At 58.4% G+C, this 26,055-nt stretch carries 21 protein-coding genes; 8 read left to right on the top strand and 13 right to left on the bottom strand.

Going from position 1 to position 26,055, the window contains the following annotated elements; all coding sequences use genetic code 11:
- Nucleotides 1-78: 78 nt before the first annotated feature.
- Complete coding sequence (locus ACR0A1_RS18455) at nt 79-3,291, bottom strand: reductive dehalogenase (protein WP_480868725.1); 3,213 nt, start codon at nt 3,289-3,291, stop codon at nt 79-81.
- Between the two features lie 77 nt (nt 3,292-3,368).
- On the opposite strand from ACR0A1_RS18455, the gene ACR0A1_RS18450 reads away from it, so the two are divergent.
- On the top strand, nt 3,369-4,271 hold the full coding sequence (locus ACR0A1_RS18450; protein ID WP_480868723.1) for a LysR family transcriptional regulator: 903 nt from the start codon (nt 3,369-3,371) through the stop codon (nt 4,269-4,271).
- On the opposite strand, the gene ACR0A1_RS18445 is transcribed toward ACR0A1_RS18450, so the two are convergent.
- Nucleotides 4,262-5,113, bottom strand: a complete 852-nt coding sequence (locus tag ACR0A1_RS18445; RefSeq protein WP_480868721.1) for a LysR substrate-binding domain-containing protein — start codon at nt 5,111-5,113, stop codon at nt 4,262-4,264. The genes ACR0A1_RS18450 and ACR0A1_RS18445 overlap by 10 nt on opposite strands.
- 103 nt (nt 5,114-5,216) lie before the next feature.
- Between ACR0A1_RS18445 and ACR0A1_RS18440 the strand changes: the two genes are divergently transcribed.
- Nucleotides 5,217-5,918, top strand: coding sequence for an SDR family oxidoreductase (locus tag ACR0A1_RS18440; RefSeq protein ID WP_480868719.1), 702 nt, complete (start codon nt 5,217-5,219; stop codon nt 5,916-5,918).
- 2 nt (nt 5,919-5,920) lie between these two features.
- Here the strand turns inward: ACR0A1_RS18440 and ACR0A1_RS18435 are convergent, their stop codons facing one another.
- Genes ACR0A1_RS18435 through ACR0A1_RS18425 form a run of 3 tightly spaced genes read right to left on the bottom strand, consistent with a single transcriptional unit; the run spans nt 5,921 to nt 10,457 of the window.
- Nucleotides 5,921-7,192: an NAD(P)/FAD-dependent oxidoreductase gene (locus ACR0A1_RS18435; protein ID WP_480737599.1), complete on the bottom strand. Its 1,272-nt coding sequence runs from the start codon at nt 7,190-7,192 to the stop codon at nt 5,921-5,923.
- Between the two features lie 41 nt (nt 7,193-7,233).
- Complete coding sequence (locus ACR0A1_RS18430; protein WP_480868717.1) at nt 7,234-8,268, bottom strand: ACP S-malonyltransferase; 1,035 nt, start codon at nt 8,266-8,268, stop codon at nt 7,234-7,236.
- Nucleotides 8,265-10,457 (bottom strand): dehydrogenase E1 component subunit alpha/beta, encoded by a 2,193-nt coding sequence (locus ACR0A1_RS18425; protein ID WP_480868715.1) that lies wholly within the window; start codon nt 10,455-10,457, stop codon nt 8,265-8,267. The genes ACR0A1_RS18430 and ACR0A1_RS18425 overlap by 4 nt, the downstream gene beginning before the upstream one ends.
- Nucleotides 10,458-10,674: 217 nt before the next feature.
- On the opposite strand from ACR0A1_RS18425, the gene ACR0A1_RS18420 reads away from it, so the two are divergent.
- Nucleotides 10,675-11,574, top strand: coding sequence for a LysR substrate-binding domain-containing protein (locus tag ACR0A1_RS18420; protein WP_170595154.1), 900 nt, complete (start codon nt 10,675-10,677; stop codon nt 11,572-11,574).
- Nucleotides 11,575-11,581: 7 nt separating this feature from the next.
- Here ACR0A1_RS18420 and ACR0A1_RS18415 read toward each other — a convergent pair whose 3' ends face one another.
- Both ACR0A1_RS18415 and ACR0A1_RS18410 read right to left on the bottom strand, forming a co-directional pair.
- The gene (locus ACR0A1_RS18415) at nt 11,582-12,334 is read right to left on the bottom strand and encodes a nuclear transport factor 2 family protein (protein WP_170625426.1); all 753 of its coding nucleotides are present in this window, start codon (nt 12,332-12,334) and stop codon (nt 11,582-11,584) included.
- A 216-nt stretch (nt 12,335-12,550) separates the two neighbouring features.
- On the bottom strand, nt 12,551-13,708 hold the full coding sequence (locus tag ACR0A1_RS18410) for an acyl-CoA dehydrogenase family protein (protein WP_480868713.1): 1,158 nt from the start codon (nt 13,706-13,708) through the stop codon (nt 12,551-12,553).
- Nucleotides 13,709-13,927: 219 nt separating this feature from the next.
- Here ACR0A1_RS18410 and ACR0A1_RS18405 point away from each other — a divergent pair, with 219 nt between their 5' ends.
- The 3 genes from ACR0A1_RS18405 (at nt 13,928) to ACR0A1_RS18395 (ending at nt 18,780) form a co-directional block, all read left to right on the top strand.
- Entirely contained in the window at nt 13,928-14,569 is a 642-nt protein-coding gene (locus ACR0A1_RS18405) for a pyridoxamine 5'-phosphate oxidase family protein (protein ID WP_170425645.1), read from the top strand.
- Nucleotides 14,570-14,683: 114 nt separating this feature from the next.
- Entirely contained in the window at nt 14,684-15,610 is a 927-nt protein-coding gene (locus ACR0A1_RS18400; RefSeq protein ID WP_480459897.1) for an NAD(P)-dependent oxidoreductase, read from the top strand.
- A 104-nt stretch (nt 15,611-15,714) separates the two neighbouring features.
- On the top strand, nt 15,715-18,780 hold the full coding sequence (locus ACR0A1_RS18395) for an aminotransferase class III-fold pyridoxal phosphate-dependent enzyme (RefSeq protein WP_480868711.1): 3,066 nt from the start codon (nt 15,715-15,717) through the stop codon (nt 18,778-18,780).
- A 46-nt stretch (nt 18,781-18,826) separates the two neighbouring features.
- Here the strand turns inward: ACR0A1_RS18395 and ACR0A1_RS18390 are convergent, their stop codons facing one another.
- Nucleotides 18,827-19,303: a hypothetical protein gene (locus ACR0A1_RS18390; protein WP_170408198.1), complete on the bottom strand. Its 477-nt coding sequence runs from the start codon at nt 19,301-19,303 to the stop codon at nt 18,827-18,829.
- Complete coding sequence (hemP, locus tag ACR0A1_RS18385) at nt 19,300-19,467, bottom strand: hemin uptake protein HemP (protein ID WP_170398358.1); 168 nt, start codon at nt 19,465-19,467, stop codon at nt 19,300-19,302. The genes ACR0A1_RS18390 and hemP overlap by 4 nt, the downstream gene beginning before the upstream one ends.
- 225 nt (nt 19,468-19,692) lie before the next feature.
- Here hemP and gph point away from each other — a divergent pair, with 225 nt between their 5' ends.
- Entirely contained in the window at nt 19,693-20,355 is a 663-nt protein-coding gene (gene gph, locus ACR0A1_RS18380) for a phosphoglycolate phosphatase (RefSeq protein WP_170595145.1), read from the top strand.
- 213 nt (nt 20,356-20,568) lie between these two features.
- Here the strand turns inward: gph and ACR0A1_RS18375 are convergent, their stop codons facing one another.
- The 3 genes from ACR0A1_RS18375 to ACR0A1_RS18365 all read right to left on the bottom strand — a co-directional run bounded on the left by ACR0A1_RS18375 (nt 20,569) and on the right by ACR0A1_RS18365 (nt 24,470).
- Nucleotides 20,569-21,741, bottom strand: a complete 1,173-nt coding sequence (locus tag ACR0A1_RS18375; RefSeq protein WP_480868708.1) for an acetate/propionate family kinase — start codon at nt 21,739-21,741, stop codon at nt 20,569-20,571.
- Nucleotides 21,741-23,126, bottom strand: a complete 1,386-nt coding sequence (locus tag ACR0A1_RS18370) for a bifunctional enoyl-CoA hydratase/phosphate acetyltransferase (RefSeq protein ID WP_480868707.1) — start codon at nt 23,124-23,126, stop codon at nt 21,741-21,743. The genes ACR0A1_RS18375 and ACR0A1_RS18370 overlap by 1 nt, the downstream gene beginning before the upstream one ends.
- A 75-nt stretch (nt 23,127-23,201) precedes the next feature.
- On the bottom strand, nt 23,202-24,470 hold the full coding sequence (locus ACR0A1_RS18365) for a cytochrome-c peroxidase (protein ID WP_480868705.1): 1,269 nt from the start codon (nt 24,468-24,470) through the stop codon (nt 23,202-23,204).
- 15 nt (nt 24,471-24,485) lie between these two features.
- Here ACR0A1_RS18365 and ACR0A1_RS18360 point away from each other — a divergent pair, with 15 nt between their 5' ends.
- Nucleotides 24,486-24,956 (top strand): tetratricopeptide repeat protein, encoded by a 471-nt coding sequence (locus ACR0A1_RS18360; RefSeq protein ID WP_170513715.1) that lies wholly within the window; start codon nt 24,486-24,488, stop codon nt 24,954-24,956.
- 30 nt (nt 24,957-24,986) lie between these two features.
- Here ACR0A1_RS18360 and ACR0A1_RS18355 read toward each other — a convergent pair whose 3' ends face one another.
- A complete protein-coding gene (locus ACR0A1_RS18355; RefSeq protein WP_170408182.1) occupies nt 24,987-26,048 on the bottom strand; it encodes a TRAP transporter substrate-binding protein in 1,062 nt (353 codons plus the stop codon).
- Nucleotides 26,049-26,055: the final 7 nt, after the last annotated feature.

The raw sequence follows: 26,055 nt of genomic DNA, 5'->3' as shown, positions 1-26,055 counted from the left end.
TTAGTGCAGCAAATCGGCGGCGTCCATGGCTGGAACGACCAATTCTTGCGATTCAAAATGTCGTTTTCTTGCGATTGCTCACAGATCGATCTCGATCAGCCCGTCAGGCTCAGCCGCGCGGCTCTGGCAAAGGATGATCGCCCCTTCACGCTGCTTGTTGGACAGAACAAAATCTCGATGCTCAATCTTACCTGAGATTACGCCACACTTGCAGACTCCGCATATCCCGTCCGAGCATTTTACGTCCACATGATATCCTGCCTCGTTCAACACTTGCGCGGCATCCTTGTCGGTCGGCACATTCAGGTCCCGCCCTGACCTTGCCAGACGCAACGTGAATGGATGGTTTTCATATTCGGGCTGTTCGGGGACCGAGAAATATTCCAGATGCCGCGCCTGTTCGGGAAATCCCTGTGTCTCGGCAGCTTGCATCACACCATCCATGAACCGATCCGGGCCGCATGTGTAGACGTGCCAGCCATCCTGATAGCCGTGCAAAATAGCCTCCAAATCAGCACGCGTGCCTTCGTCTGAGAAGTGATAGTGCACGTGATCGGCCCAGGGCATAGCCGCCAGATCGTCCAGATATCCGGCGCCCGCACGTGTGCTGGCGGAATAGTGCAATTCAAACGGCTCACCCATCGCATGCAATCTATGGGCGAAGGCAATCATCGGTGTGATACCGATACCGCCGCCCATCAGAAATGTCTTGGTTGCGGTCTCGTCCAATTCGAAATGGTTTATTGGTTTCGAGATGAAGACCTTGCGCCCTTCGTTGAAGATGCGATGCAGCAAGGCCGAGCCGCCGCGCCCTTCGTCTTCGCGCAGCACGCCGATCTGATATGTGGTGCGATCCGAAGGGTTACCCGACATCGAATATTGCCGCAGAAATTCGGGCGAAACCAGCACGTCCAGATGCGCACCGGCGGTCCATTCGGGCAGCGGTGCACCGTCCAGGGTTGAGAATTCGTACTTGGTGACGTCCGCAGTCATCTTGTCGACCTTGGTCAGCTCAACCCGCATGACCGGCGCATCCCCGGCGATCTGATATCGGTGGATGACCGACAAATCGCCAGCTGCTTTGCGCGCTTTGTAGTCATCGGCCGTGACCATCGCTTCGTATGCGGAAATCCCGGCCTCGCGATCCATATTGAATGGGTAAGGCCAAGGATGCGGCGCCAAGGGTGCGGGGTAAACAGCCAGCGTTTGGTCCTCGTATTTCAGATCGAGGTCTTTTTGCAGATCCCGCCGGTTCAATGGGTGCTGCGACGGGCGATAGGCCCCGTCAGGTTCCAGCTCGATATCCCACCACCATTTCTTGATGTTATTTAGACCACCATTGCCGACCGCATCATCCAGTTTGGCCAATGCAGGCGCGGCCTGCGGAATATTCATCGCGGCCCATCGGAACGGGCGTTCCTTGAATATACCTTCGAGATTCCATGGGCAGGTCTTCATGCATCGTCCGCACATCGCCCCCCCGGGCGTGGTGATACGGTAAGTGGCGCATTTCTGGCTGTCGGATTTCCAGATTTCATAGCCGTTGAACATCAGCTTTGGCCCGGCAGTGATCGCGCCCGAAGGGCATTCCCGAGCGCATTTGTTGCAGCTTTCGCAAAACGTCTGAAGGCCGAAATCGATGGGCTTGTCATGCGTCATCGGCATGTCGGTTGTCACGACACCGGATTTCAGGCGCGGGCCAAGATAGGGGTTCAGGATCACCTCACCGATCCGACTGACCTCGCCCAACCCCGACAACAGCAGCAGCGGCGGTTGCAGCACCTCGCCATCCATCACCGTATGCGCCTTGGCCTTGTAGCCGAGATTTCGGATTTGCTGCGCGATCACGCCCCCCAGCAGTGAAAACCGCAGATAGGCGCGCATGGATTGGGCCACGCTGATCCAGTCATCCCCGCTGGCGCCTTCCATCGTCTCATAGCCCTGGTCGATGATCATGCTGATCGCCTGATCATGGGGCGGAACGATTTCTTCTCCGGTGGCGTCATGGGAATACCAGCTCCACTCGGGGCACCGGCTGAGCCCGACCGCATCGACCCCAAGGAAATAGGTTGCAGCCTTGATATTCGCGGCATTTCTTTCGGTATCTGTGGGTTGTACAGCCTCGGCGCTGTCACCGTCCTGCAGCAAAACAAACGCGCCCAGCGCGCGGCGTTGGGCAAAGCTGGGGGCGGATTTGCGCACGTAATGCCCGCCCTTGGTCGCGTCCTGCAGCGATTTTCCCATGTCGCCGAACTGAGCCCGCGCAAACATGTCTGCGCGTTTGGGCACCCGGGCTACGTTTTGCTCGTCGATATAGGTGGTCGGTGTTTCGACTCGTTTGAGGTATTCAAAAGGATGTGCCCCGTCCACATAGCGCCGCTTGGCATAGGCATCCCGGTTCAGAGCGTTCTTGGCGAAGCCTGCACCCAGCCACCATGCAGGTCCTTGCGTGCGGAACCACGGTTGTTCGGCCAGCGGTTGCAAGGGTCGGTCATGCGCGATCTCCATTTCGGTGGTCACAGCGGCCAATCCGAACCGCTTACCCAACCAGGGCACCACAACCGCACCATCCTCAACCGAGGCCAGACCCGCAGCAACGGCCAGCTTGCCCAGATCAACCTCAGAGGACATCGCCGTATGCGCCCGCGCATCGAAACCCAGGAGGCGGATGTAGTTGGCAATGACCACTGCATTCTCGGTGGCAAGCAAACAGGCGCGGTGATCCTGCGCATCCATGATCCAATCGGACCCGGGCTCCGAGGGGTCCGGATCGCGGTTGAACTCATACAGAAACACGAGCGTATGGCGATGACAGTCCATCGGGCGTGGCGCGGCCTCCATGCTTTCTTTTAGATCCGCCATGATCAGATCGATGCCCGAGGCCAGCGTTTTGGTTTGCCGCGTCCTAAGCGCATGAGCCAGCCGGTCGATATCCGGGTTGCGCCGAGGCTCAGCCAGCATCGCCTCCGCGGGTAGCGGCCCACAGCCCATCATCGACGCATCGTTGAAATAGCCAAACGCTTTCAGATGATTGGCACGATCTGCTGGGTTGGCAAGAATTTCCGATGCGACGGGGTTCACAAATCCATCCCGAATTGCGTCCATCATCGCCTGAAACTCGCCCATCGCATTCACGATGCTTTCGGGCTGCTCGGGCCTGCGAAAGCTAAGCGCACACATCGGTTCGACCTGCGCCAGATCAGGCATCCGATCCAGCCGCGCCAGCCGTTCCAGCGGGAACGGACCCATGTGAACAGGTCTGTTCTTGTCCGAGAAAAAGCGGATCCCCATCGCGCGCCTCCAGTTAGCTGCCCTTTCCCCTACCCCGGCATGGACACCAAATCCATTCATGAATAATCATAAATGGTATGAGCAGAATTGATTTCACAGATCTGGACGGCAAGGTCCTACGGGTGTTCCTGACGATACTCGAAGAAAGCTCGGTGTCGAAAGCTGCCGACCGGTTAGGGGTGACGCAATCGGCCATCAGCCATACGCTGGGCAAGTTGCGGCAAGTGCTGGGCGATCCACTATTTGTCCGATCCGGACAGGGGCTGACCCCGACCGAACGCGCTTTGTCGTTGAAAGAACCCGTACAGCAGGTGTTGGATAACATGCGCGCCCTGACCGAAGGTCGCCCGTTTGATCCGCTGTCCGAACAGATGGACATTCAGATCGCCACCAACGACATGCCGCGTGAGTTGATCTTTCCCAAACTTCTGCGGGCGACACGCGCCGAAGGCGTCAGGTTGCGGCTGGAGTTCATCCCGTCGGGTGTTCCCGACCCGGACTTGCTGCGCAGCGACCGGTGTCAATTGATGCTCACCCCGCTGCCACCGGACGGGCCGGATATCTTTCAGAAGCGGCTGATCACCAGCCCGTTGTTGGTATTCTATGATGCCGCTCACCGTGATCCGCCTGAGGATTGGCAATCCTATTGCAACAGCGACCATGTCGAGGTGCGCTTTGCAGACGGCCGCAATGCCCGCGCCGTGATGCGCGGCGTGGATCAAAGCCAGATCAGACCGCCCGTCGTAACCCTGCCGCATTTCAACGCAATCCCGCCATTCGTGAAAGGCAGCGACCTGATCTCGACCGACACGGCGCTGATGAAACGCGGGCCGCTTACCACGCTGGACAGCGCACCACTGCCGTTCAAATGCGAAGCAGTGTCAATCTATATGGTCTGGCACCAACGCTCGGCCAACGACCCGGCACATCGTTGGTTACGGGAACGGATCGACGCGATTGCTGCCACACTTCAGACCTGAGATAGCAACCAGTCGCGCATTTGTTTCAACAGCTCCGGTTGGCGCGGTTTCTGCGGGGTGACGATGAAAAAGCTCAAATCGTCAACCAGCACCTCAGAGAGCGGCTGCACCAACCGACCCGAAGTCAGTTCCGCAGACACAAGTGGCGCATTGGCCAGCGCAAAGCCTTGCCCCGAGACAGCGGCGTCTATCGCCAGACTTGTCTGGCTGAAACTCATCATCCGGGGCCTTCCCTCGACCCCGGCGCGTTCAAGAAACAAAGGCCACAGACCATGGGAATCGCTGAGCAGAACGTGTTGCATCAGGTCGTCTGGACCAGAAATTTGTGATGCGAGGTCCGGACTGCCCACGACAACGAATTCGGTCGAGAACAAAGGTGTCGCTTGCAGACCGCGCGCAACCGGTGAACGGCTTTGGCGTACCGCGATATCAATTCCATCAGACTGGAAATCCGCCAACCGCTCGCGCGCGTCAACCTGCACCGAGATATCGGGATGGCGGGTCACAAAATCATTCAGACGCGGCACCAGCCATTTTGAGGCAAAGCTGGGCGTGACCGAGATCGTGATCTGCCGCTGATCAGCCAGCTCATCGACAGCCTCTTCAATCAGCCGAAACGCCCGACGCAGCGGCGCGTGGAACCGACGCCCCGCTTCGGTCAAGCGCAACCCACGTGGTAGTCGTTCAAAGAGTGCAGTGCCCAGCCGCGCCTCCAACCCCCGCACCTGCTGCGCAATGGCCCCTTGAGTCACCCCAATTTCTTCCGCAGCAAGACGAAAATTCAGGTGGCGTGCCGAGGCCTCGAAGGCGCGCATCGCGTTGAGAGGTGGAAGAGCGGGCATAGCTAAACTGTAGATTTTCTACTGCCACTGCGCAACAGAACTGATTGGTCAAATCGAGGTTGCTGCGCCATCTTCTTGCGAAACAGGGCATAGGAGCGTGAAGATGGAAAAAGTAGCTTTGATCACCGCAGGCGGCAGCGGCATGGGCGCGGATTCCGCGCGTAGACTGGCGGCTGATGGCTTCAAAATCGGCATCCTGTCCTCGTCGGGCAAGGGCGAGGCGCTGGCACATGAATTGGGCGGTGTGGGCATCACCGGCTCGAACCAGTCAAATGATGACCTGCAAAAACTGGTTTATGCAGCAATGTCCCATTGGGGGCGGATCGATGTGCTGGTGAACTCAGCCGGGCACGGGCCCCGCGCTGCGGTGCTTGAGCTGACCGATGAGGACTGGCACACCGGCATGGATGTCTATTTCATGAATGCCGTAAGACCTACGCGACTAGTGACCCCTATCATGCAAACGCAGGGCGGTGGATCGATCATCAACATCTCAACCTTTGCTGCGTTTGAACCGGACCCGGTTTTTCCTACCTCGGGCGTATTCCGCGCCGGGCTGGCGGCGTTTACCAAGCTGTTCTCGGACAAATACGCCGCCGACAACATCCGCATGAACAACGTCTTGCCCGGGTTCATCGACAGCCTTCCGGAAAAAGAAGAGTTCCGCACACGCATCCCGATGGGCCGCTACGGGCGCAGCTATGATGAGATCGCCTCGGTCGTGGCTATGCTCGCCTCAGAAGGCGGAGGCTACATAACCGGGCAGAACATCCGCGTCGATGGCGGTATCACCCGGTCTGTCTGAACTCAGAACCGCGCCTTAACAAGATGCGTCAGCGCCGCGCCGGTTTCGAAGAAAGCGCGGCGTAGGCCAGTCCAGTTTTCGCTATACTCAGCCACTGACGGAACCGGCAGCAAGGACGGATCGTCCTTGAGCAGACTTTTGGCCATCAAACGCCCGAACACGGTGCCCGGCCCGATCCCACGCCCCGAGAACCCATGCGCGGCTAACGCATTTGGACCGATCAGAGTGATTTTGGGAATATGATCCGAAGTCATGGCAATCCGCCCATGCCAGCCCTCAATCAACGGCTGATCCGCCAATTGCGGATAAAGTGCAGCCATTTTGCGCTTGATCCAGGATTTGTGTGCAAATCCTCCGGCGCTGCTTAGGTCGCCCATACCGCCAATGATAAACCGTCCTGCCTGGTCCAAACGGAAGGATGTCATGATCAGGCCGGTATCCCAGCATCCCTCTGCTTTAGGCAATATGCTGGCCCGCAGGTTATGGGACAGCGGCGCGGTGGCGTATTGGAAGTAATAGACCGGCACATAGTCTGGTGCCGTATCAGCAATGCCCTGATGATAAGCGTTGGTCGCCTGAATAACCGATCTTGCGCGTACGGTTCCACCATCCCCCTGCAGCACCCAAACCCCGGCTTCCTGCCGCAAAGATCGAATCGGGCTTTGCGTATATATCTGCGCCCCCGCATTCTGTGCGGCGCGGGCCAGTCCCACCGCATAGCCCAGCGGCTGAATTGTACCCGCGCGGGGGTCAAACAATGCGCCGTGGACTGCCGGGCTGCCCGTCCGCTGGCGCGACGCATCAGGATCGAGCAATTCGACCGGCGCACCAGAAGCGCTCAGCTGTGCGTGGCGTGTACGCAGATCACCAAAGCCCGAGGCCGAATGAGCACAATGCAACGTGCCTTGCCGCTCAGGCTCGCAGTCAATCCCGTGCGCTTCAATCAACTCGAACACGTCTGACGGCGCGTTAGCCAGCAGATCGATCAACCGATCCCCCGCCATTTGCCCCAGATGCGACCGAATTTGATCGGGTGGCAGCCAAAGCCCTGCGTTGACGAGACCGACATTCCGCCCCGATCCACCATGGCCGATCTGATGCGCTTCGAGCAGGCACACCGAAGCCCCCGCTTTTGCTGCGGTCAAGGCCGCAGAACACCCGGTGTAACCACCGCCGATCACGGCAAGATCAACGCTTACGTCATCAGACAGCTTTTGCGTGTCGATACGCTCGCGACAGGTCTGCCGCCATAACGATTGATCATAGTCGCGCATGCCCGGGCCTCGCCAAAGTTTCGCCGATCATCGGGCTGGTCTCAGTTGGTTGCAAGGGCGCGCTGGTCAGCCCGCCCCATAGCGATGAGGAACGGATCCGCCTCCTGATGCGACTGGAATGACGCCTTATCTGTCATGCCCCGCCAGTGCCCCAGTGTCAGAGACTGCGCCACCGCGCCGCTCAGCGTTGCACCGGGGCCGGTGACGATGAACAGATCGGGTGCGAACTCGCGTGCGGCCGTCTGGATTGCATGGGTGAAGTCATAGGTCTCGGTCACCTGATGGCCCAGCGTGTAGTCCCACAACTCACTCGTGTCAGTTGCGCCGGGCCACCAGATTTTGCCACGCCCGTCAATCATCGGGAACTTGGGCTGAGCAAAAAGATCAGAACTCAATTGCGCCCGACCTTCCGCCGCCACCGGGGCCTGCAGCGCCGTATGAAAGGCGGCGTGATTGGCCAGCCGCAATGGGAACCGAACCTGCACGGTGGGGTGTGCGGCCTCAAACGCCGTCAGACCCGCCTCATTGCCTGCCAATACCAGCATCCCGCCCAGATCGATGGAAAGCGCCAGAGTGTGATCGTGCAACGCATTGATCCTCGCCACCTCATCCAGCAATGCGGCTTTGCGGGCAGGATCATTCGCCCATGTCTCATCGACGAATGGGTAAACCAGTTGACCGCCGATCAGGTGCTTCTGCATCAGCGTGCCCATCGTATTGACCACGCGAAACCCGTTCCCAGGGGTCAATGCCCCTGCGGTGGCCAGCGCAATATACCAGCCCATCGAGTTACCAGTGACGGCGACGACTTCAATATCGTTGGCCAATGCCTGCGCATCGGCCAACGCGGCAGCATAGATCAGGGGTGAGGCCACATCGCCGCGCGAGTACTTCCCGACGCTAAAGCGATCAGCCCCATCCAAGGCAGTAATCGCCTCCTGTCCGGTTCCGGCGCGAATGGCGTCGAAGCTGCGTAACAAGTCCATTCGATCCGAATGATGTTGGTGCAGATAGCCCAGCTCAGGCTTGTTATAAGTGCCCCGGCCCGGGCAGATCACAACGGCGGTGCGGGTCATGAGGCTGCTCCTGTCAAAGCCAGCGCTGCGGCAACGATACCGTCTTTCGAAGGAAGAGGTGCGGCATAGGCGGGGCCGGTTGCGATAAAGCAATCCTCGGCCACAACGCGGGCAGTTCGAGTAGAAGAACTTTGTTCGGCGAAGAAAGTCATCAGCGCCTCGGACTGGCTGCCGGTCTTGCGGCATTCGTCGACGATCAGAACATGCGCGCATGTTTTGGTGGCTTCGCGCAGCGCCTCCTCTGGCAGAGGAGCTAGCCAACGCATATCGATAATCCGGGTTTTCAGACCCGCCGCCTCAATTTCGGGCAGGGCCTGTTGCGACAGGTAATGCCCGTTGCCATAGGTCACGATGGCGAGATCGGTGCCGTCCCCGTGTACTCCCACATCGCCCAGCGCAATTTTCTGATCCCGCGCAGGATAGGTGGTCATCCACCCGCCATCCTGCGCCGCATGCAGATCGCGCATCGGGTAGAGTGCAATCGGTTCAAGAAACACCACTACCCGCTGCTCTTCGCGCGCCAACCGCACGCATTCGCGCAGCATTTGCACCGCATCCGCCCCGGTCGACGGGCAGGCGATGATGACACCAGGGATATCCCGCAAAACGGCCAGAGAGTTGTCGTTATGGAAATGCCCACCAAAGCCCTTCTGATATCCCAGCCCCGCAATCCGCAGCACCATAGGGTTGGTGAACTGCCCGTTCGAGAAGAACGGCAAAGTTGCGGCTTCGCCCCGAATCTGGTCCTCGGCATTGTGCAGATAGGCCAGAAACTGGATCTCGGGGATCGGGATGAAACCGTTATGGCCCATACCGATCGCGAGACCCAGAATGGATTGTTCATCCAGCAGCGTATCAATCACGCGGTCCGGACCAAAGCGTTGCTGCAGCTTTTGTGTGACGCCATAGACGCCACCTTTGCGGCCCACATCTTCGCCCATGCAAACGATCTCGGCATGTTCCAACATCAGATCGGTCAGCGCCCAGTTGATCAGGCGGCTGAGCGGCTGCGGCTCATCCATCGCGCGCATATCTGCGCCAAAGGTCTTCGCACGCGCCTCAGCGCTCGGGCCGTTGGTCGCTTTACAAGGGCGCTTAGGCGGGATCAGGCTTGCCATCACTTCGGCCGCATTGGCCAGATGGGGACGGCTGGCAGCCTCTGTAGCCACACGATCCGTTCGGGTGCAGGTATCGCTGTAGATTTTTAACGCCTGATCCGGCGACAATGCACCCGCCTGATCCAGCAGTCGTACGGTGTGCAAAAGCGGATCATTGGCCTCATCCGCCTCAACCTCAGTTTTCGGCAGATAGGTCGTGGGCACATCCGCCCCGGCATGGCCATAAAGCCGCACGGTTCTGAGATGCAGGAAGGCCGGTTTCCTGCGCTTGCGGACATAATCTGCAGCCTCATTCGCGACCGCATGGGTTTCATAAATGTCCAACCCATTGGCCTGAAAATACTTGATCCCCGGACGATGCTCCATCGACGCCTGAATCCAGCCCTTGGGCGTTTTGACCGAAATCCCGATCCCGTTGTCTTCACACACGAACAGCAGCGGCAGCGGCGTCGATTGCACACTGGTCCAGCCTGCCGTGTTGATCGCCCCCTGCGCGGATGAGTGATTGGCCGAGGCATCCCCAAATGAACACATCGCAATCCCGTCTTCCGGCAACACGCGATGTTCGGGCGCATGTCGCCGGGCTGCCCCCAGCGCATAAGCCGCACCAACGGCTTTGGGCAAATGGCTGGCGATGGTCGAGGTCTGCGGCGGGATCATCAGCGCCCTTGATCCCAACACCTTGTGCCGCCCGCCCGAGGTCGGGTCCTCACTCGAGCACGCAAAGCTGAGCAGCATATCCCACGCGATCTGCTGACCGGGCACCTGTTCGGCACGCGCGATCTGAAACGCAGCATCCCGGTAATGCAGAAAGGCAATATCGCTTGGGCGCAATGCGTGCGCGACGGCGGCCATCCCTTCGTGGCCAGATGAGCCGATGGTGTAGAACCCCTGCCCCGCCTTCTGCATCGCCCGGCTGGTCCGATCCAACGCGCGGCTGAGAACTTGCGACCGGAATAGCGAAACGGCTTCAGCATCGCCCAGACCGACGCGCGGTGGGGCTCCGTCGGGAAAATCACGATTTGCGACACGGGTCAGGAAATTCTCATGTACGATCTGGGCGCGGTCCATGTCTCTCGCTTTTGTCTTGTTGGTGTCATCGGCCTTGGGGAACCTCTGCGCGGGCCCGACCCGCTTGCTGATTTGTCCCGCGCTCCGACGTGAATTTCAAGATCGCGGATGGTACGGCACCCTCTCGGCCACAAAGGTGTTGTGGCGCACCAGTCATCGCTCTGGCGGCAGGAAAAAACCAGTGCTATTGCGTTCAATAGGTATGAGGAATTATCATATGATTGCACCCCGCCGTTTCTTGCCTTCAATCTCGTCCTTGCTTGCGCTTGAAGCCGTAGATCGGCTGGGCAGCGCATCTGCTGCGGCGGCCGAACTGTCCTTGACACAAAGCGCGATCAGCCGGCAATTGAAGACGATGGAGGATCAGCTGGGAGTCCAGTTGATCGAGCGTAGCCAGATGCGACTGCACCTGACGCCTGCAGCCAAAGTCTATGTGCAAACCGCAAGGTCTGCTGTTCAGAATCTGGCGCAGGCCGCACTGAAACTCAAAGCCAATCCGGCGGGCGGGTCACTTGACCTGTCGATCCTTCCAGCGTTCGGCATGCACTGGCTGGCACCCCGCCTGCAGCATTTTGCGCGACGTCATCCCGAGGTTACTGTCAATCTGGGGACCCGCCTCAAACCGTTTGATTTTACGACTGAGCCATTTGATGCCGCGATCCATTTCGGTCAGCAGGATTGGGCGGGCGTTCAGTATCTGCCGATCATGCGGGAAGAGGTCCTGCCGGTCTGCGCCCCTGCCCTTACCGCCTTCAATTTCAGTAACTTGGATGCTCTCCGCGCCGCGCCACTGCTGCATCTGGAGTCGCGTCCGGATGCCTGGGAGCGCTGGTTTGAGATACAGGGCCAGCCCGTCACCGGCCTACGGGGAATGCTGTTCGATCAGTTTTCGACCATGATTCAGGCCACGATTCATGGGTTGGGCGTGGCTCTGTTACCGTCATATCTGGTGCAGGATGATTTGCGCACCGGGCGGCTTGTCCAGGCATGGGACGGGCCGCGCGTGAGCCTTGGCAGCTATTATCTGGTCTGGCCAAATGACCGCTCGATGCCCGAGCCTCTACGGTCTTTCCAAGCCTGGATCAGTGAACAGATTGGGGCAGACGCCCACGCCTAACGCGGCCTTAGAACTTGCCGTTGTCATTTTTCCATTCGCTGCGTGGTGCAATGGACTCAACCGTGTCCCAGTGTTCGACGATCTTGCCATCTGCAACGCGGTACAGATCATAAAATGCGCTGTGAGTGCCCTGATATTCACCTTCGCACACGGTCAGTACAAAATCCCCTTCCGCCAATACCCGATGCAGATGCTGATAGTTTAGGGCGTTCCTATCGGCCAATGCGGTCCTCAAGGCAGTCAAATTATCAGAGAACTGCGGACTGTGTTCTACGTAAGCGGAAGTGTTGATACAGGCCTCTATCTGGTCGAGGTTCCCGGCAATCAACGCGGTTTCGACGAAGGCGCGAACAAAGGCCCGGTTTTCCTCGGTTTGCTCGACATCCCGAACTTCGGTCGGACCATCCACCATACTGTGATCCGAGCCGTTTGGCCCCATCCGTTTCTGGATATTGTCCCAATGCTCTACCGCTTGCCCGTCTTCGAACCGGAACACTTCGAAGCCGATATTCCGCCGTGAGAAATCATATTCCGTATGCGCGAAGACAAAATCGCCGTCTTCAAAGGCGCGTACGATATTCACGCGCGGTGAGGTCTGGGACAGCCGTTTGAATAGGGATGCAAGCCCTTCGCTGCCTTCATGGGTTTGCGGATTGTGCTGGATATATCGTGCTTCATTTACCACCGAAACCGGACCCGGATCGCCCGTTTCGATGCTTTTGAGCAGGGCAGATATGCGATCTTTGTTGGACTTCTCCATACCGGGTTCCCTTCAGGTCTGACTACTCCGTGATCACAATGGCAGGCGACGTGTCAGGCATCAACGCCAGCAACAGCCAAACCCTGCGCGGCCTTCGGCCTTGCGTCTTGCGGACGGCAGGGGGCCAGGCAGGCGCGGGCTGCGTCCGCGCCTGCCTGGCCCAACGGGAGGAGACGTTCCGTAAGGAATGTGGACGACGGGCGGGAGTGTTTTGGTTCAGACGTCCAGCGAACGGGCGATGAGTTCTTTCATGACTTCATTCGTCCCGCCATAGATCATCTGGACCCGCGCATCCGCATAGAGCCGCGCGATCGAGTATTCCATCATGAACCCATAGCCGCCGAACAGTTGCAGGCATTCGTGCATCACTTCGTTCTGCACCTCAGAGCCCCAGTATTTCACCATCGAGGCCGTCGCAGCATCCAATTCACCGGCCTCCAGTTTTCCAATGCAGTCATTGACGAAACTGCGCAGCACCTCGGCCTTGGTTTTACACTCGGCCAACTTGAAACGTGTGTTCTGGAAGTCCATCACCCGTTGTCCGAACGCCTTGCGCTCCTGCACGTAGTCCACCGTCTGCGATATGGCGAAATCGATCGCGCCCAGCGCCATGATCCCGATGGTCAGCCGCTCCCACGGCAACTGCTTCATCAGTTGATAGAACCCCTGCCCCTCTTCCGGGCCCAGCAGGTTGGTCATTGGCACCTTAACGTCTTCGAAGAACAGCTCAGCCGTATCGTTGCCCTTCATTCCCAGTTTCTTGAGGTTCCGCCCCCTCCGGAATCCGTCAGCCCCGTCGGTTTCGACCACAATCAGAGAGACACCCTTCGCCCCTAACGACTTGTCAGTTTTGGCAGCCACAATAACCAGATCAGCCGATTGCCCGTTGGTGATAAATATCTTGGACCCGTTGAGCCGATAAGAATTGCCATCCTTCTCAGCGGTCGTCTTCACCGCCTGCACATCCGATCCCGTGCCCGGCTCGGTCATGGCCAGCGCGCCGATCATCTCACCCGAGGCCAGTTTCGGCAGCCACTTCTGTTTCTGATCCTCACTGCCATAAGCGGTGATGTAGTGGGTCACGATAGACTGGATGCCATATCCCCATCCTGCGTCCCCGCGCGCAGTCTGCTCATACAAAGTAACGGAATCGAAACCCATCCCGCCGCCGACGCCACCATATTCCTCAGCAATCGAACCGGCCATCAGACCCGTCTCTCCCGCCTGCAACCAAAAGGTACGATCAACCGCCCCGTTCTCGGCCCATTTCTCGGTATTGGGTACCAAGGCATCATCCATGAACCGGCCCGCCATTTCAGCAAACATTCGGTGTTCGTCAGTAACCCAGGCGGCGGTGCTGGTAAAAAGCGACATCAAATAGCTCTCCAGATCAGGTGTTTGCCCAAAACTAGCCGGGTGTGTGATTCCTTCCAATCCATGTGACGTGGCGTCCAGGACAGATACTACGCAACGTCCTTGGCACCGTTGCCGAATTTGGGGCCAAACATTCACATCTGTGTTCCCACGCCTGACAGAGCAGGCCATCATCGACCATATTGCGCATACGCCCCGGACGACGCAGGAGACAGCATAATGCCCCGCGCCTTTTCTGAACTGACCTTCACACCTGCCGTTCGCGCCCATCAAGAGCGGATGGGATCCGCAGCGACCTACGCGAAATTCCTGAGCCGAGGACCAAAACAGGGCCACCAAATCGGACCGACCGAAGAGGCGTTCATTCGCGCCCGCGACGGGTTCTATCAGGCCACCGTCTCAGAAACCGGCTGGCCTTATGTGCAGTTTCGCGGTGGGCCGATAGGGTTTCTGAAAGTGCTGGACCCGCACACCATCGGCTATGCGGACCTGTCTGGTAACAAACAATATATCTCGCGCGGCAACCTGGATGGAAACGACCATGTGGCGTTGATCTTGATGGATTACGCGAACCAGCGCCGTCTCAAGATTCTTGGGCGGATGACATTCACGGAAGGTGCCGCAGCAGCGGCTGATCTCTACATCAAAGGCTCCGAGACCGAGGCAGAACGGGCCGCGATCATCAAAGTTGAAGCGCTTGACTGGAATTGCCCCCGCCACATCACGCCGCGCTTTACCGAGGCCGAGCTTCGGCCACATCTGAATGATCTGGGTCAGCAACTGGCTGTTCTGCAATCAGAAAACCAGCGTTTACAGAGGGAATTGGCTGAGCTCAAAGCTGCGGCCGTTTTTCGAAGATGAAATCCGCGCCGGTTCAGATGTGAAACGAATGGCGCGCGATCGCTATGGATCTGAGCGGCAAATTGTGACGCAGGGTTGCCCTTTGGTCCAAGCTTTGCTTTGTCCTTTCTAAACATCACGACCTGCCGTCCGCTTGAGGCAGGAGCGGATAACAGAGAGGATCATCACATGGCAAAAGTTGCGTTCCTTGGCCTAGGCGTCATGGGCTACCCGATGGCCGGGCATCTTCAGGCTGCCGGCCACGAAGTCACCGTCTACAACCGCACCGCATCCAAGGCCGAGGCTTGGGTCGCCCAGCATGGCGGCGCGATGGCCCTGACACCGCGGCAAGCCGCAGAAGGGGCAGAGTTCGTGATGGCCTGCGTTGGCAATGACGACGATCTGCGTATGGTTTGCACAGGTGAAGATGGCGCCTTTCACGGAATGGCCAAGGGTGCGGTATTTGTTGATCACACCACCGTCTCGGCCAAGGTCACGCGCGAGTTGTACGAGGCTGGCAAGACACAGGGGGTTGCTTTTGTGGACGCCCCGATCTCGGGCGGTCAGGCGGGAGCCGAAAATGGTGTGCTATCGATCATGTGCGGCGGTGACATGGACGCTTATCGTGCTGCTGAGCCGGTGATGCAGGTCTATTCCAAAATCTGCCGCCGCATTGGAGACAGCGGCGCGGGTCAAATGACCAAAATGTGCAACCAGATCGCGATTGCCGGGCTGGTGCAGGGCCTGAGCGAAGCATTACATTTTGCCGAGAAGGCCGGGCTTGATGGCCGAGCTGTGGTCGAAGTGATCAGTCAGGGCGCGGCTGGCAGCTGGCAGATGGCCAACCGGTATGAAACCATGCTGGATGACCATTTTGAGCATGGCTTTGCAGTCGACTGGATGCGCAAGGATCTGGGAATCTGTCTGGATACCGCCAATGAGACCGGGGCTTCACTGCCAGTGACGGCGCTGGTCGACCAGTTCTACAAAGACGTGCAGAAACTTGGCGGGGGCCGGTGGGATACGTCCTCGTTGTTCAAACGGTTGCGAGCACTGGACTGAGCAAAGGGGGGGCTGTCTGCCCCATCGCGCCAGGGCGCGACTCCGCCCGAAGATATTTTTGGCCAGATGAAGAGGATCACCGTGGCAGTTGCAAGAGATAGCGCATGAGCGACATGAACACTTTCTGGGCTGGTCGCCTGCGTGAACACTGGGGTCTGGACGCCCGTCTGACGCGTCTGGATGGGGAGTACGACCTCAACTTTCTGGTCAAAGCCACCAACGGGCAGGATTATGTGCTCAAGGTGATGCGCGCGGGGTGCGATGCGGCATTGGTCGATCTGCAGATCAAGACGCTGGAACATCTCAGCGCAGCAGCGCCCGGATTGCCCTTTCCTGCTGTTTATCCCGATTTGAACGGGATGATGTTGCCTGAGATTGCCGACGCGCATGGGCAACCGCGACAGGTCTGGCTGCAGGAACGACTGCCGGGGGCATGCTATGCAAGCAGCGCGCCCAAGACCGAAGACCTGATACTAAAACTGGGCCGTGTTCTGGGCGCAACCGACCGGGCGCTGGAGGGGTTCACCCACGAGGGCTTGCATCGCGCGGATTTCAAATGGGATTTGACGCGGGCGAGTTGGATCGTCGACCAACTAGAGGCCATCTCTGATCCGGCAAGACGCGCGCGCGTTCAACAAATCGCTGAGGATTTTGAGGCAATCTCTGATCAACTGGGTGCATTGCCAAAGCAGGCGATTCACAATGATGCCAATGATTACAATATCCTTGTCGAAGGCAATCTGGGCGAACGACGCAGCATCTCGGGTCTGATCGATCTTGGCGACATGTGCGCGGCGCCGCGTGTTTGCGATCTGGCTATTGCCGGGGCCTATGTCGTTCTGGACCACCCTAAACCCGAGCGCGCATTGGCTGCGCTGGTACGCGGTTATCACGCCGCCAATCGGTTGCGCCCGGATGAGATCGACCTGATCTGGCCTTTGTTGCAAGCACGTTTGGCGGTGTCCGTGGTGAATTCGACCCTGATGGCGATTGAGAACCCGGATGATCCGTATGTCACGATCAGCCAGGCCCCGGCGTGGCGGTTGATCGAAAATGGGGCAATCAATGGCGCGCTCATGCCCGCACGATTGCGCGCAGCGTGTGGCTTGCCCGTTGTGGACGGGGCCGAGCGCATTCACGCCTACCTGTCCGGCCATCGCGGACAATTCGCGCAGATGTTCGGGCAGAATCTGAGCGACGCACCGATGGGCTCACTGTCGGTGGAAAACTCAACCTGGCCTCAAAACCCGTTCCAAATGCCGCTGGACGAGGCGGCGCGGGTTGGTGAGGAGTTTGGGGATGGTCCCTGGCTTGGGTATTACAGCGAGCCACGCCTGATCTATGCTGAGCCGGGGTTTCGCATGGGACCGTGGAAAGCGTCGGATCGGCGCACAGTGCATCTGGCCGTGGATGTGTTTGCACCCGCCGGAACAGTGCTGCATGCACCTCTCAGCGGTCGGGTCGAAGCGGTTGAAAACAGGGACGCGCATCTCGACTATGGCGGGGTTGTGATCCTGCACCACGAAACGCCCGAAGGGGATGCATTCTACACGCTTTATGGCCATCTGGACCCTGAGGTGAGTGAGCGTTTGAAACCAGGTGACCCGGTGGCTCAGGGTGCAGCTTTTGCCCGTCTGGGCGATGCCAGTCAGAATGGCGGATGGGCCCCGCATGTGCATTTCCAACTGGCGCTGACGACCGACGGTATGCAGGCCGACTGGCCGGGCGTAGCGGATCCTGATGAGCTCGAGCTTTGGCACGCGGTCTGCCCCAACCCCGCAGCACTGTTGAACTTGCCTGATGAAAAGGTTTTCTATCGACCAACCGACAAGCAGGCGATTCTACAGGACAGGCGCGAACACTTCGGCGGCAATCTCAGCCTGACATACGACGACCCGGTCATGCTGGTGCGTGGCTGGAGGCATCACCTGTTCGATGAATGGGGGCGACCCTATCTGGATGCCTACAACAACGTTCCGCATGTAGGCCATGCGCATCCGCGTATTCAGGCGGTTGCAGCGGATCAGCTGAAGCGCATGAATTCGAACACACGCTATCTGCACCCGGCGCAAACCGCTTTTGCCGACAAGGTATTGTCGAAACTGCCGGATCACCTTGAAGTCTGTTTCTTCGTCAACTCAGGGACAGAGGCCAACGAATTGGCTCTGCGTCTGGCGCGCGCGCACACCGGGGCAAAAGGGATCGTGACGCCCGATCACGGCTATCACGGCAACACAAACGCTGCGGTGGCGATCTCGGCCTACAAATTCAACAAACCTGGCGGTATTGGGCAGGCAGATTGGGTGGAACTGATTGAGGTCGCGGATGACTATCGCGGCTCGTTCCGGCGTGATGACCCCGAGCGCGCACGGAAGTTTGCTGACCTGATTGATCCGGCGATTTCGGCATTACAGGCAAAAGGGCAAGGCCTAGCTGGGTTCATCGCTGAAACATTCCCCTCGGTCGGGGGACAGATCATTCCACCAGAAGGCTATCTGTCTGCGGTCTATGAAAAAATCCGCGCCGCCGGAGGGGTCTGCATTGCCGATGAAGTCCAGACCGGCCTCGGGCGCCTGGGCGACTATTACTTCGGCTTTGAACATCAGGGCGCGCTGCCTGATATAGTGGTAATGGGGAAGCCCATCGGCAACGGCCACCCGCTGGGTGTGCTGGTCACTACCAAAGAGATCGCCGAAAGCTTCGACAACGGGATCGAGTTTTTCTCGACCTTCGGCGGCTCAACCCTGTCCTGCAGAATCGGGAAAGAGGTGTTGGACATCGTCGATGATGAAGGTTTGCAAGAGAACGCCCGTGTGATGGGGGCTCACCTGCTGGATGGCCTCAAACAGATCGAAGCTGACTTTGGCTGTGTCGGCGATGTGCGCGGTATCGGCCTCTTCTTGGGTGTGGAACTGATTAACCCGGATGGCTCGGAAAGCAGTGAGGTTTGCAGCTACGTCAAGAATCGGATGCGCGATCATCGCATTCTGATCGGTAGCGAGGGACCCAAGGACAATATCCTGAAAATCCGGCCACCGCTAACCATCGAAGCAGAGGACGTCGACATGATTCTTTGGGCGATGCGGGAGGTTCTTGGCGAAGTGGGTGACTACAGCCCTGCCCCCATGTGCGATCACGATCATCATCATGCGGGCTGCGGCTGCTGCTAAGAAACACAAAACCCCAGCGAAATTGCTGGGGTTTTGTCGCCGTCGATCAGTGGAGCACTGAATGTGGGGGGTGGTGCCCGGTCGTCGGCAAAGGGATCGAAACGGTCATCCGGCGTAACGCCAAGCCCAGTTCCTCGGACAACGAGGCCAGTGCCGGGGCGAAATCGGGCCGTACGATCAGCGAGGCCATCATCATTGCATCTTCACGCGCCCCTTCAGAGGCGGCACCAATCATCTGGGCAAAACAATTCTCATCAGCGCCCAGACATGCACATCCCAGCCCATGACGCACCAGCGGACGGCGACCGTGATGTGCACAAAGTGAACACAGCCGGTCCAGCGTCAGCATCGTGGCGCGTCCCTGATCTGCACCCAGCGCGATGTCAAAATCGCTTGCGGCATTTGCCCGGCCTTCGACCCCATCACCCCAAAGCCGCAGATACATGACGGCTCCGGCCTCAATGGGGTTCAGGTCAGCCAGACGGCCAACAGCCGCCCCGCCACGCGAAGAAGGTGCGCTCATTTTGTCAGGATCAGTTTGCCTGCGCGGGTGATACGCAGCGTATAAAGCTGATCGCCCAGCTCGATATGGGCCAAATTGCCGCCATTGGTGAGGTCTTCCGCCTTGTGGGCCGGAAGCATCGAAACAGCGTAGCTAAGGGTCGAGGTAGGGGTTTGCGCGTTCATTGGGGCATCTCCAGAGCATCTGTGGCACTTGGCCTTGTCTGTCTTCGTTTCGCTTGATCTGGCTGACCCTGTTTTGGGCTGGCTATCTGTTCGTGTGATTAATCTGATAAAAATAGTAAGGTTTGTCAAGCTGCTGTTTTTTCAATCGCTCCCACGGGTCTCTATTGCGCCGTCGCACAGCACGACCTAGGCATTGGACATCAACAAACAAAGGCGGATTCGCAGATGGCAGCAGTTGTCGTATTTGATCTGGATGGCACCCTGATAGACAGCCTTGCCGACCTTGCAGCTGCGGTAAACCGAATGCTGCACGATCAGGGGCACCCCGCCTTGCCTCAGGATACGATCCGGGGATTCGTCGGGAACGGATTACCCAAGCTGGTCGAGCGGGCGATGATGCATTGCGGGCTGGAGCCAACGCTTCACAAGGACCTGACACAGCTTACTCTGAAGCACTACAATGCAGGCGCCTGCGATCAGACCGTAGTTTATCCCGGCGTGATCCAGGCGCTGGATGAGCTTCGCGATATGGGCTGTGCGCTTGGGGTCTGCACCAACAAACCCGAAGCCCCTGCCCGGCATGTGCTGGGCGAACTTGGCCTGCTACCCTATTTCAACACGGTCTTTGGTGGAGACACGCTGGATATACGCAAACCCGATCCAGAGCACTTGCACGCCTGTTTCAAGACCCTTCAAGCCGCAGGCCCACAGATCTTCGTTGGCGACAGTGAGGTTGATGCCGAAACTGCGCAACGGGCTCAGGTTCCGTTTTTGCTGTTTGAACAGGGATATCGAAAGTCGCCGGTTTCGGACATGCCGCACACGCTCAGCTATGATAACAGTACCGCACTGCCTGCACTTGTTCGGAAAATCCTGACGCAGGCATAGACCCCAAAAAAGGTCGAGGGGCCGGCCAAGGGGGTAAGAAGCCAGCCCCTCATCGGGGGAAATTAGTGAAAGTGGATTGGGCGCACTGGCCCGGTAGTTAGTGAAAAGTTAACGCACCTGCGCGGATCGCGAAATTGGGGGATTCCCGTAGTGCTGCGATTTTTTTCCCGATCCCCCAAATTATTTTGCGCGCAGAAGCCTAAAAACTGGGATTTATGCGGCTTTCTCAGCCGCGGCACGCGCGATCACCAGTTCCTCGTTCGTCGGAATGACCATCAGTTTCACACGTGACAGGTCGGTCGAGATGACGCGCAGATTGTCCGCGTTTGCATCGTGGTCCAGCTCAAGACCCAACCACCCCATGTCAGTGCAGATACGGTCGCGGATATAGGTCGAGTTCTCACCGATCCCGCCGGTAAACACGACGGCGTCCAGACCTCCCAACACGGCGGCCAAAGCGCCCAGCTCGCGGCGTATCCGGAACGTGTAGTAGTTGATGGCATTGCGTGCACCCGGCGTATTCGAGGCCTCAAGCGTACGCATATCATTGGTCATTCCGGAAAGGCCAAGCAACCCGGATTTACAATACAGAAGATCCGAAATCTCATCCGCATTCATGCCTTGCTGATCCATCAGATACAGCACAACGCCCGGATCCAGCTGGCCACAACGCGTTCCCATCGGCAAACCATCCATGGCCGAGAACCCCATGCTTGAACCGACCGAGCGACCTCCGATCATGGCGCACATCGAGGCACCGTTGCCAAGATGCGCCACAACCACCCGTCCGCCATGTATCAGCGGCGCAGTCTTGGCCAGATGGTCCGAGATGTAATCATAGCTCAGACCGTGGAAGCCATAGCGCCGAACGCCCATATCGTAATACTCGGTCGGCAATGCGAAGGTGTCATTGACCCAAGGGTGGTGGCGGTGAAAAGCGGTATCGAAACAGGCAACCTGCTTGGCATTGGGGAACCTGTCCATCGCAGTACGTGCGCCCTGCAGATTGTAAGGTTGGTGCAAGGGCGCAAAAGGCTCGAGTTTTTCCAGCATCTGCAAGCTTTCGGGGGTCAGCAGAATGGGCCTGTCATTATCCGGGCCGCCATGCACGATGCGGTGTCCAACCGCGGTCACGCCCGCCGACGGAAACTGCCGTTCCAGCAAATCCAAAATATAGTCCAAGGCGCTGGCCTGATCGCACAGCGCTTCAGAAGCGGTATCGGCAAGCACGCGGCCATCCGTGGTCTCTGCTTTGATGCGCGCCGCGCGGCTGCCGATGCGTTCCACCTCTCCCGAACAGACCAGGATCGGATCTGCTTCGCCTGCGGAGAACAACCCAAACTTCAGCGAGGACGAGCCTGAATTCAGTGTGATGATATGGTCCATCAGATCTTACCCGACATCCGCGCCGCATGCAGGGCCGCGACGGCACAGGAAACGAGCCGTGCCTTTTCGCCATCTGCGCGACTGGTCAGAATAATCGGTACGCGCGCGCCCAGCACCACCCCGGCAGCCTCGGCGTGCGCGATATACGTCAGTTGCTTGGCTAGCATGTTGCCTGCGTCCAGATTGGGTACGACAAGAATGTCTGCCCGTCCGGCCACCTCGGACACGATCCCTTTGGTGCGCGCCGCGGCCAGGCTGACCGCGTTGTCCATGGCAAGCGGCCCATCGACCAAGCCACCCCTGATCTGTCCCCGCTCGGCCATCTTCGACAGCAATGCGGCATCAATCGACGACCGGATTGCTGGATTCACCGTCTCGACCGCCGACAGAACACCCACTTTCGGAGCGCCAATTCCGATTGAGATTGCCAGATCGATCGCGTTCTGCGTGATGTCGATCTTGGTTTCCAGATCCGGCTCGATATTGATGGCCGCATCGGTCACCAGCAAGGGATGCGGCTGGCCGGGTATATCCATGACGAAGACATGAGTAAAACGGCGCCCCGCGCGAAGTCCACGATCCCGCCGCAACGCCGCCCGTAGCAGTTCGTCCGTATGAAGATGCCCCTTCATCAATGCTTCAGCATGTCCTTCGACAACCAGATCAACCGCTTTGTTAGCGGCGTCCAGATGGTCCTTAACAGGAACGATCTCAACGTCACCCAAGGGCAACTCAATCTCACGCGCTGCTGCAGCAATCTTGTCGGGGTCACCTATCAGGACCGGCTTGATGATGGTTTCACGCGCCGCCAATAAGGCCCCCCCCAGCGAGTTGGGCTCTTCTGGGGCGACAACTGCCGTGGGGATCGGAGGCAGCGGGCGCGAGCGATCGAGCAGTGCATCAAAATGCCGGTGCCGCTCGACGACCAGACCAGGCACTTCAATCTCATTGAATGACAGTTCTTTCTCCGGAGCGATCACGACCGCGATGCCGGACACGATCAGCGCCTCATCACTAGGGCGCATCACCTGAGTTTTCAGAACTACCTCGCGGTTATCGCGTTTTTCGATAACCGTAACTCTGGCCAGCAGTTCTTCACCCGCATATGCCCGGGCGCAAAAATCCAAGCTTTGCGACTTATACAGCGTACCCGCGCCCGGCAGGATATTCCCCAAAACGGCCGAGATCAGAGCCCCAAGAAACATCTCGGGCGCGATCGCCTCGTTTATGTTATCACCGTCCCCATCTTCGTCGGCCAGGTTCAAAGGGTTATGGTTGCCGGAATTCGATGCGAAGACATAAAAATCATCCTCTGTGCAGAACCGGGTCAACTCGGCGGTTTCTCCGATCTGAAGCTGATCAAAGGGCTTGTTGTGATACTGCATTGAAACTCTCGGCGGCTGTTTTGCACCGATCATTATGAGATTTCAGGTAAATTTCCAATGACGTTCGGTGGGTTTCTAGGGCTCAAACCCATCTGGCACACCAAACAGTGGCGCATCCAGTGTGGTCCCGGTCAATGCACCCATGAACGCCACCAGATCTGCGACCTGGGCATCGGTCAGTTCCAGCGGTTCGATGTCAATTTTCTGGCGATGACGCTCCATCTCGAACCGGTCCTGCCAGACGATGAAATCAACATTCTCAAGCCACGGCACGTTGGGCAGCCCGGCCAAATCAGGGGTCCAGGCAGCGAGGCTCTGAGATGGGTTCAAGTGGTGGCGAATAATGCCTTCCAGATCGGGAAAGGCACCGTTGTGACCATAGGGCGCCGTCTCTGTCACATTGCGCAGCATCGGTGTGCGGAAACGATAGGCGTCCTCAAGACGGTTGCTTTCACCCATATGACCCACGTCGCGGGCATAGGGGTCCCATTGGCGGGTCTTGCCCGGTCCAAATGGCGGCAGGCTCAGCGAGTGGAATTTTTGATCCGATAGCAACGGGCCGGAATGGCAGTTTGCGCAACCTGCCTCACCATAAAACAGGGTCATGCCGTCCTTTTGCCGAGGCGTCAGGGCGGTGTTATCTCCGGCCAGATATTGATCGAACGGGCTGTCCATGCTGCGCCATTCCAGCGCCATGAATGCCGCCAGCGCGTTGGCTACTTGGGTGATCGTGATGTCCTCGGTCGTGTCGATGTCATCGAATGCCTTGACCATGGCAGGCCCATAGCGCGGATCAGTGCGCACGCGTTTGGCGAGGATCGGCCAGCCCTTGTCGATGCGGTCATGCACCGCGCCGGTGACTTGATTTTCGGCCACATTTCCGGCCATCTCGAATTGCGAGGTCAGCGGGAAAAGTGCCTGCGCGGCCAGCAGTGAATTCAACCCCTCCGGCAGCCATTCCTGCGCGGGCGAATTGAAGCCGTTACCGTAGACGTCAGAGATACTTAGGCGACCGTCATGGAAGACCGTGTGAAGATCCTTTGCCCCAAGGTTCCAAAGCCCCGGCGAATTGCGGGGAATACGCTTGCGGATTTTGTCCGCTCCGGTGCCCGGCGTGCGATCTGGGCCAAGCCCCTGCCCGCCCTCGCCAATGCCCAGCGACAACCCGTCCGAGGTGCCAAAATCCGGGTGGTGGCAGTGGGCACAGCTGATGTTCTGGTTGCCCGACAAGATCGGATCGTAAAACAGTTGATGACCGATGGCGGCCTGTTCCATATCAAAGGGGATGAAATCGTCATCCGTCAGCGGGCGCGGCAGATCCTGAGCTGCCGCAGCCCCTGCCAAAAGGAAAGCAACCCCATGCGCCAGTTTGTATTTGCCCTTTGCCTTCTCGCGACCCCAGCGCTGGCTGAACTGGAACAAGCACGCGATCTGATGGAGGCCGGAGAGTTTGAGGCTGCGCGCGAAGAGTTGATGCCAGCAGCGCGGTCCGGCAATGCCGAAGCCGAGGAATTGATCGGTGTGATGTACGGGTTGGGACTTGGAGTCGAACAGGACTATGAACGCGCGTTTGAATGGTACTTGCGCGCCTCGATGAAAGGTCATCCCGGGGCGCAATCCGGTATCGGTTGGTACTACGAGCTGGGTCTGGGCATGCCCGCGCCTGATCTGGTTCGAGCGTACATGTGGTACACGCTCAGCGCCATTGGCGGCGATCCCGATGCGGCGATCAGCCTTGAAGAAGTGGTCAAAAAAATGTCGCCGGAGCAGATCGAGAAGGCGCATGTTCTGGTCAACGACTACAAAGGGTGGATGTATCCGTTTCGGTGAGGGCCGGACCCCACGGCCCGGCCCAGCAATTCAGTTCAGATCCGCATCACGTGAGGCATTAACATCCGCCTCGGCTGCTGCCACAGCGTCAGTCAACGCTACAAAGATCTCATCACCACGTGCCACATTGGACTGGAACCAGTCATAGACCGGGGTTGCGGCTTCTTTGAAAGCAGCTTTCTGGTCGGGTGTAAGGACATAAAGGTCACCACCGCCGGCAACGAAATCCTCATACGCCTGGATCGACTTGCGCTTGGGTGAGGCAAAGGTCGCCTGCTGCAGCGCATAAAACCCGTCGACTACCACGCGGCGCATATCTTCTGGCATCTCCTGGAACTTGGCGTTGTTCATCCACCACAGCGCACCCATATAAGCGTGCCCGTCCAGCGTTACATATTGCAGGCCTGCATCCGGGAACTTCATGCCCATGATGTCCGTGATGCCGTTTTTCGAGCCCTCAACCACGCCGGTCTGGAAGCTGGTGAACAGTTCTGGCCACGGGATCGGGGTCGGTGATGCACCCAGTGCTTTGACCAGCTCCTGCGGCAGGTCGGCAACCACGGTGCGGATTTTCAGACCTTCCATGTCAGCCGGCTCAGCAACACGGCGTTGTGTATTGGCGAAGTTGCGCCAGCCACCTGTATTGCCGATTGTCATCAGACGGATCGCACCGCCGGAATCCTCCAGCGCCATGTCGCGCATCTGCCGGGTGAAATCACCAGATAGGACATGTTCGGCAATGCGGTCATCGGCCATCAGGTAAGGCAGGTCCAGAACCTGCACGTAAGGGAAGATGCCCGAGGCCCCTCCAGAGGTTGAGATGTAGATGTCGATCGTACCGTCTGCCACGCCCTGCAGACACTCAGCACCGTTCGAGCAGAGCTGCGTACCTATGAACAGCTCAACCTCAATGGCTCCGTTCGAGGCCGCCTCAACGTAGTTCTTGAAAACGACCAGACCGTCATAATCTTCGTCGTTTTCATTCGAGTTTGCTGTGGCGCGTAGCGTGTAGTCGGCGGCTGCCGCGGCAATCGCAGACGCGGCCACTAGCGACGTGGCCACCGCTGCGGTTTTGATAAATCTTCTGAGCATGCGTTTC

This window comes from Ruegeria sp. D6, assembly GCF_056534365.1.
This window is presented reverse-complemented; position numbering and strand designations above follow the sequence as displayed.

What these genes read in the sequence shown, in the direction of transcription:
- ACR0A1_RS18430 (WP_480868717.1), bottom strand. Translation starts at nt 8,268, where the DNA reads ATGACCCGCACCGCCGTTGTGATCTGCCCGGGCCGGGGCACTTATAAC.
- ACR0A1_RS18395 (WP_480868711.1), top strand. Translation starts at nt 15,715, where the DNA reads ATGAGCGACATGAACACTTTCTGGGCTGGTCGCCTGCGTGAACACTGG.
- ACR0A1_RS18410 (WP_480868713.1), bottom strand. Translation starts at nt 13,708, where the DNA reads ATGTCGCTTTTTACCAGCACCGCCGCCTGGGTTACTGACGAACACCGA.
- hemP (WP_170398358.1), bottom strand. Translation starts at nt 19,467, where the DNA reads ATGAACGCGCAAACCCCTACCTCGACCCTTAGCTACGCTGTTTCGATG.
- ACR0A1_RS18355 (WP_170408182.1), bottom strand. Translation starts at nt 26,048, where the DNA reads ATGCTCAGAAGATTTATCAAAACCGCAGCGGTGGCCACGTCGCTAGTG.
- ACR0A1_RS18420 (WP_170595154.1), top strand. Translation starts at nt 10,675, where the DNA reads ATGATTGCACCCCGCCGTTTCTTGCCTTCAATCTCGTCCTTGCTTGCG.
- ACR0A1_RS18435 (WP_480737599.1), bottom strand. Translation starts at nt 7,192, where the DNA reads ATGCGCGACTATGATCAATCGTTATGGCGGCAGACCTGTCGCGAGCGT.
- ACR0A1_RS18440 (WP_480868719.1), top strand. Translation starts at nt 5,217, where the DNA reads ATGGAAAAAGTAGCTTTGATCACCGCAGGCGGCAGCGGCATGGGCGCG.
- ACR0A1_RS18370 (WP_480868707.1), bottom strand. Translation starts at nt 23,126, where the DNA reads ATGCAGTATCACAACAAGCCCTTTGATCAGCTTCAGATCGGAGAAACC.
- ACR0A1_RS18415 (WP_170625426.1), bottom strand. Translation starts at nt 12,334, where the DNA reads ATGGAGAAGTCCAACAAAGATCGCATATCTGCCCTGCTCAAAAGCATC.
- gph (WP_170595145.1), top strand. Translation starts at nt 19,693, where the DNA reads ATGGCAGCAGTTGTCGTATTTGATCTGGATGGCACCCTGATAGACAGC.
- ACR0A1_RS18455 (WP_480868725.1), bottom strand. Translation starts at nt 3,291, where the DNA reads ATGGGGATCCGCTTTTTCTCGGACAAGAACAGACCTGTTCACATGGGT.
- ACR0A1_RS18425 (WP_480868715.1), bottom strand. Translation starts at nt 10,457, where the DNA reads ATGGACCGCGCCCAGATCGTACATGAGAATTTCCTGACCCGTGTCGCA.
- ACR0A1_RS18445 (WP_480868721.1), bottom strand. Translation starts at nt 5,113, where the DNA reads ATGCCCGCTCTTCCACCTCTCAACGCGATGCGCGCCTTCGAGGCCTCG.
- ACR0A1_RS18405 (WP_170425645.1), top strand. Translation starts at nt 13,928, where the DNA reads ATGCCCCGCGCCTTTTCTGAACTGACCTTCACACCTGCCGTTCGCGCC.
- ACR0A1_RS18375 (WP_480868708.1), bottom strand. Translation starts at nt 21,741, where the DNA reads ATGGACCATATCATCACACTGAATTCAGGCTCGTCCTCGCTGAAGTTT.
- ACR0A1_RS18450 (WP_480868723.1), top strand. Translation starts at nt 3,369, where the DNA reads ATGAGCAGAATTGATTTCACAGATCTGGACGGCAAGGTCCTACGGGTG.
- ACR0A1_RS18390 (WP_170408198.1), bottom strand. Translation starts at nt 19,303, where the DNA reads ATGAGCGCACCTTCTTCGCGTGGCGGGGCGGCTGTTGGCCGTCTGGCT.
- ACR0A1_RS18360 (WP_170513715.1), top strand. Translation starts at nt 24,486, where the DNA reads ATGCGCCAGTTTGTATTTGCCCTTTGCCTTCTCGCGACCCCAGCGCTG.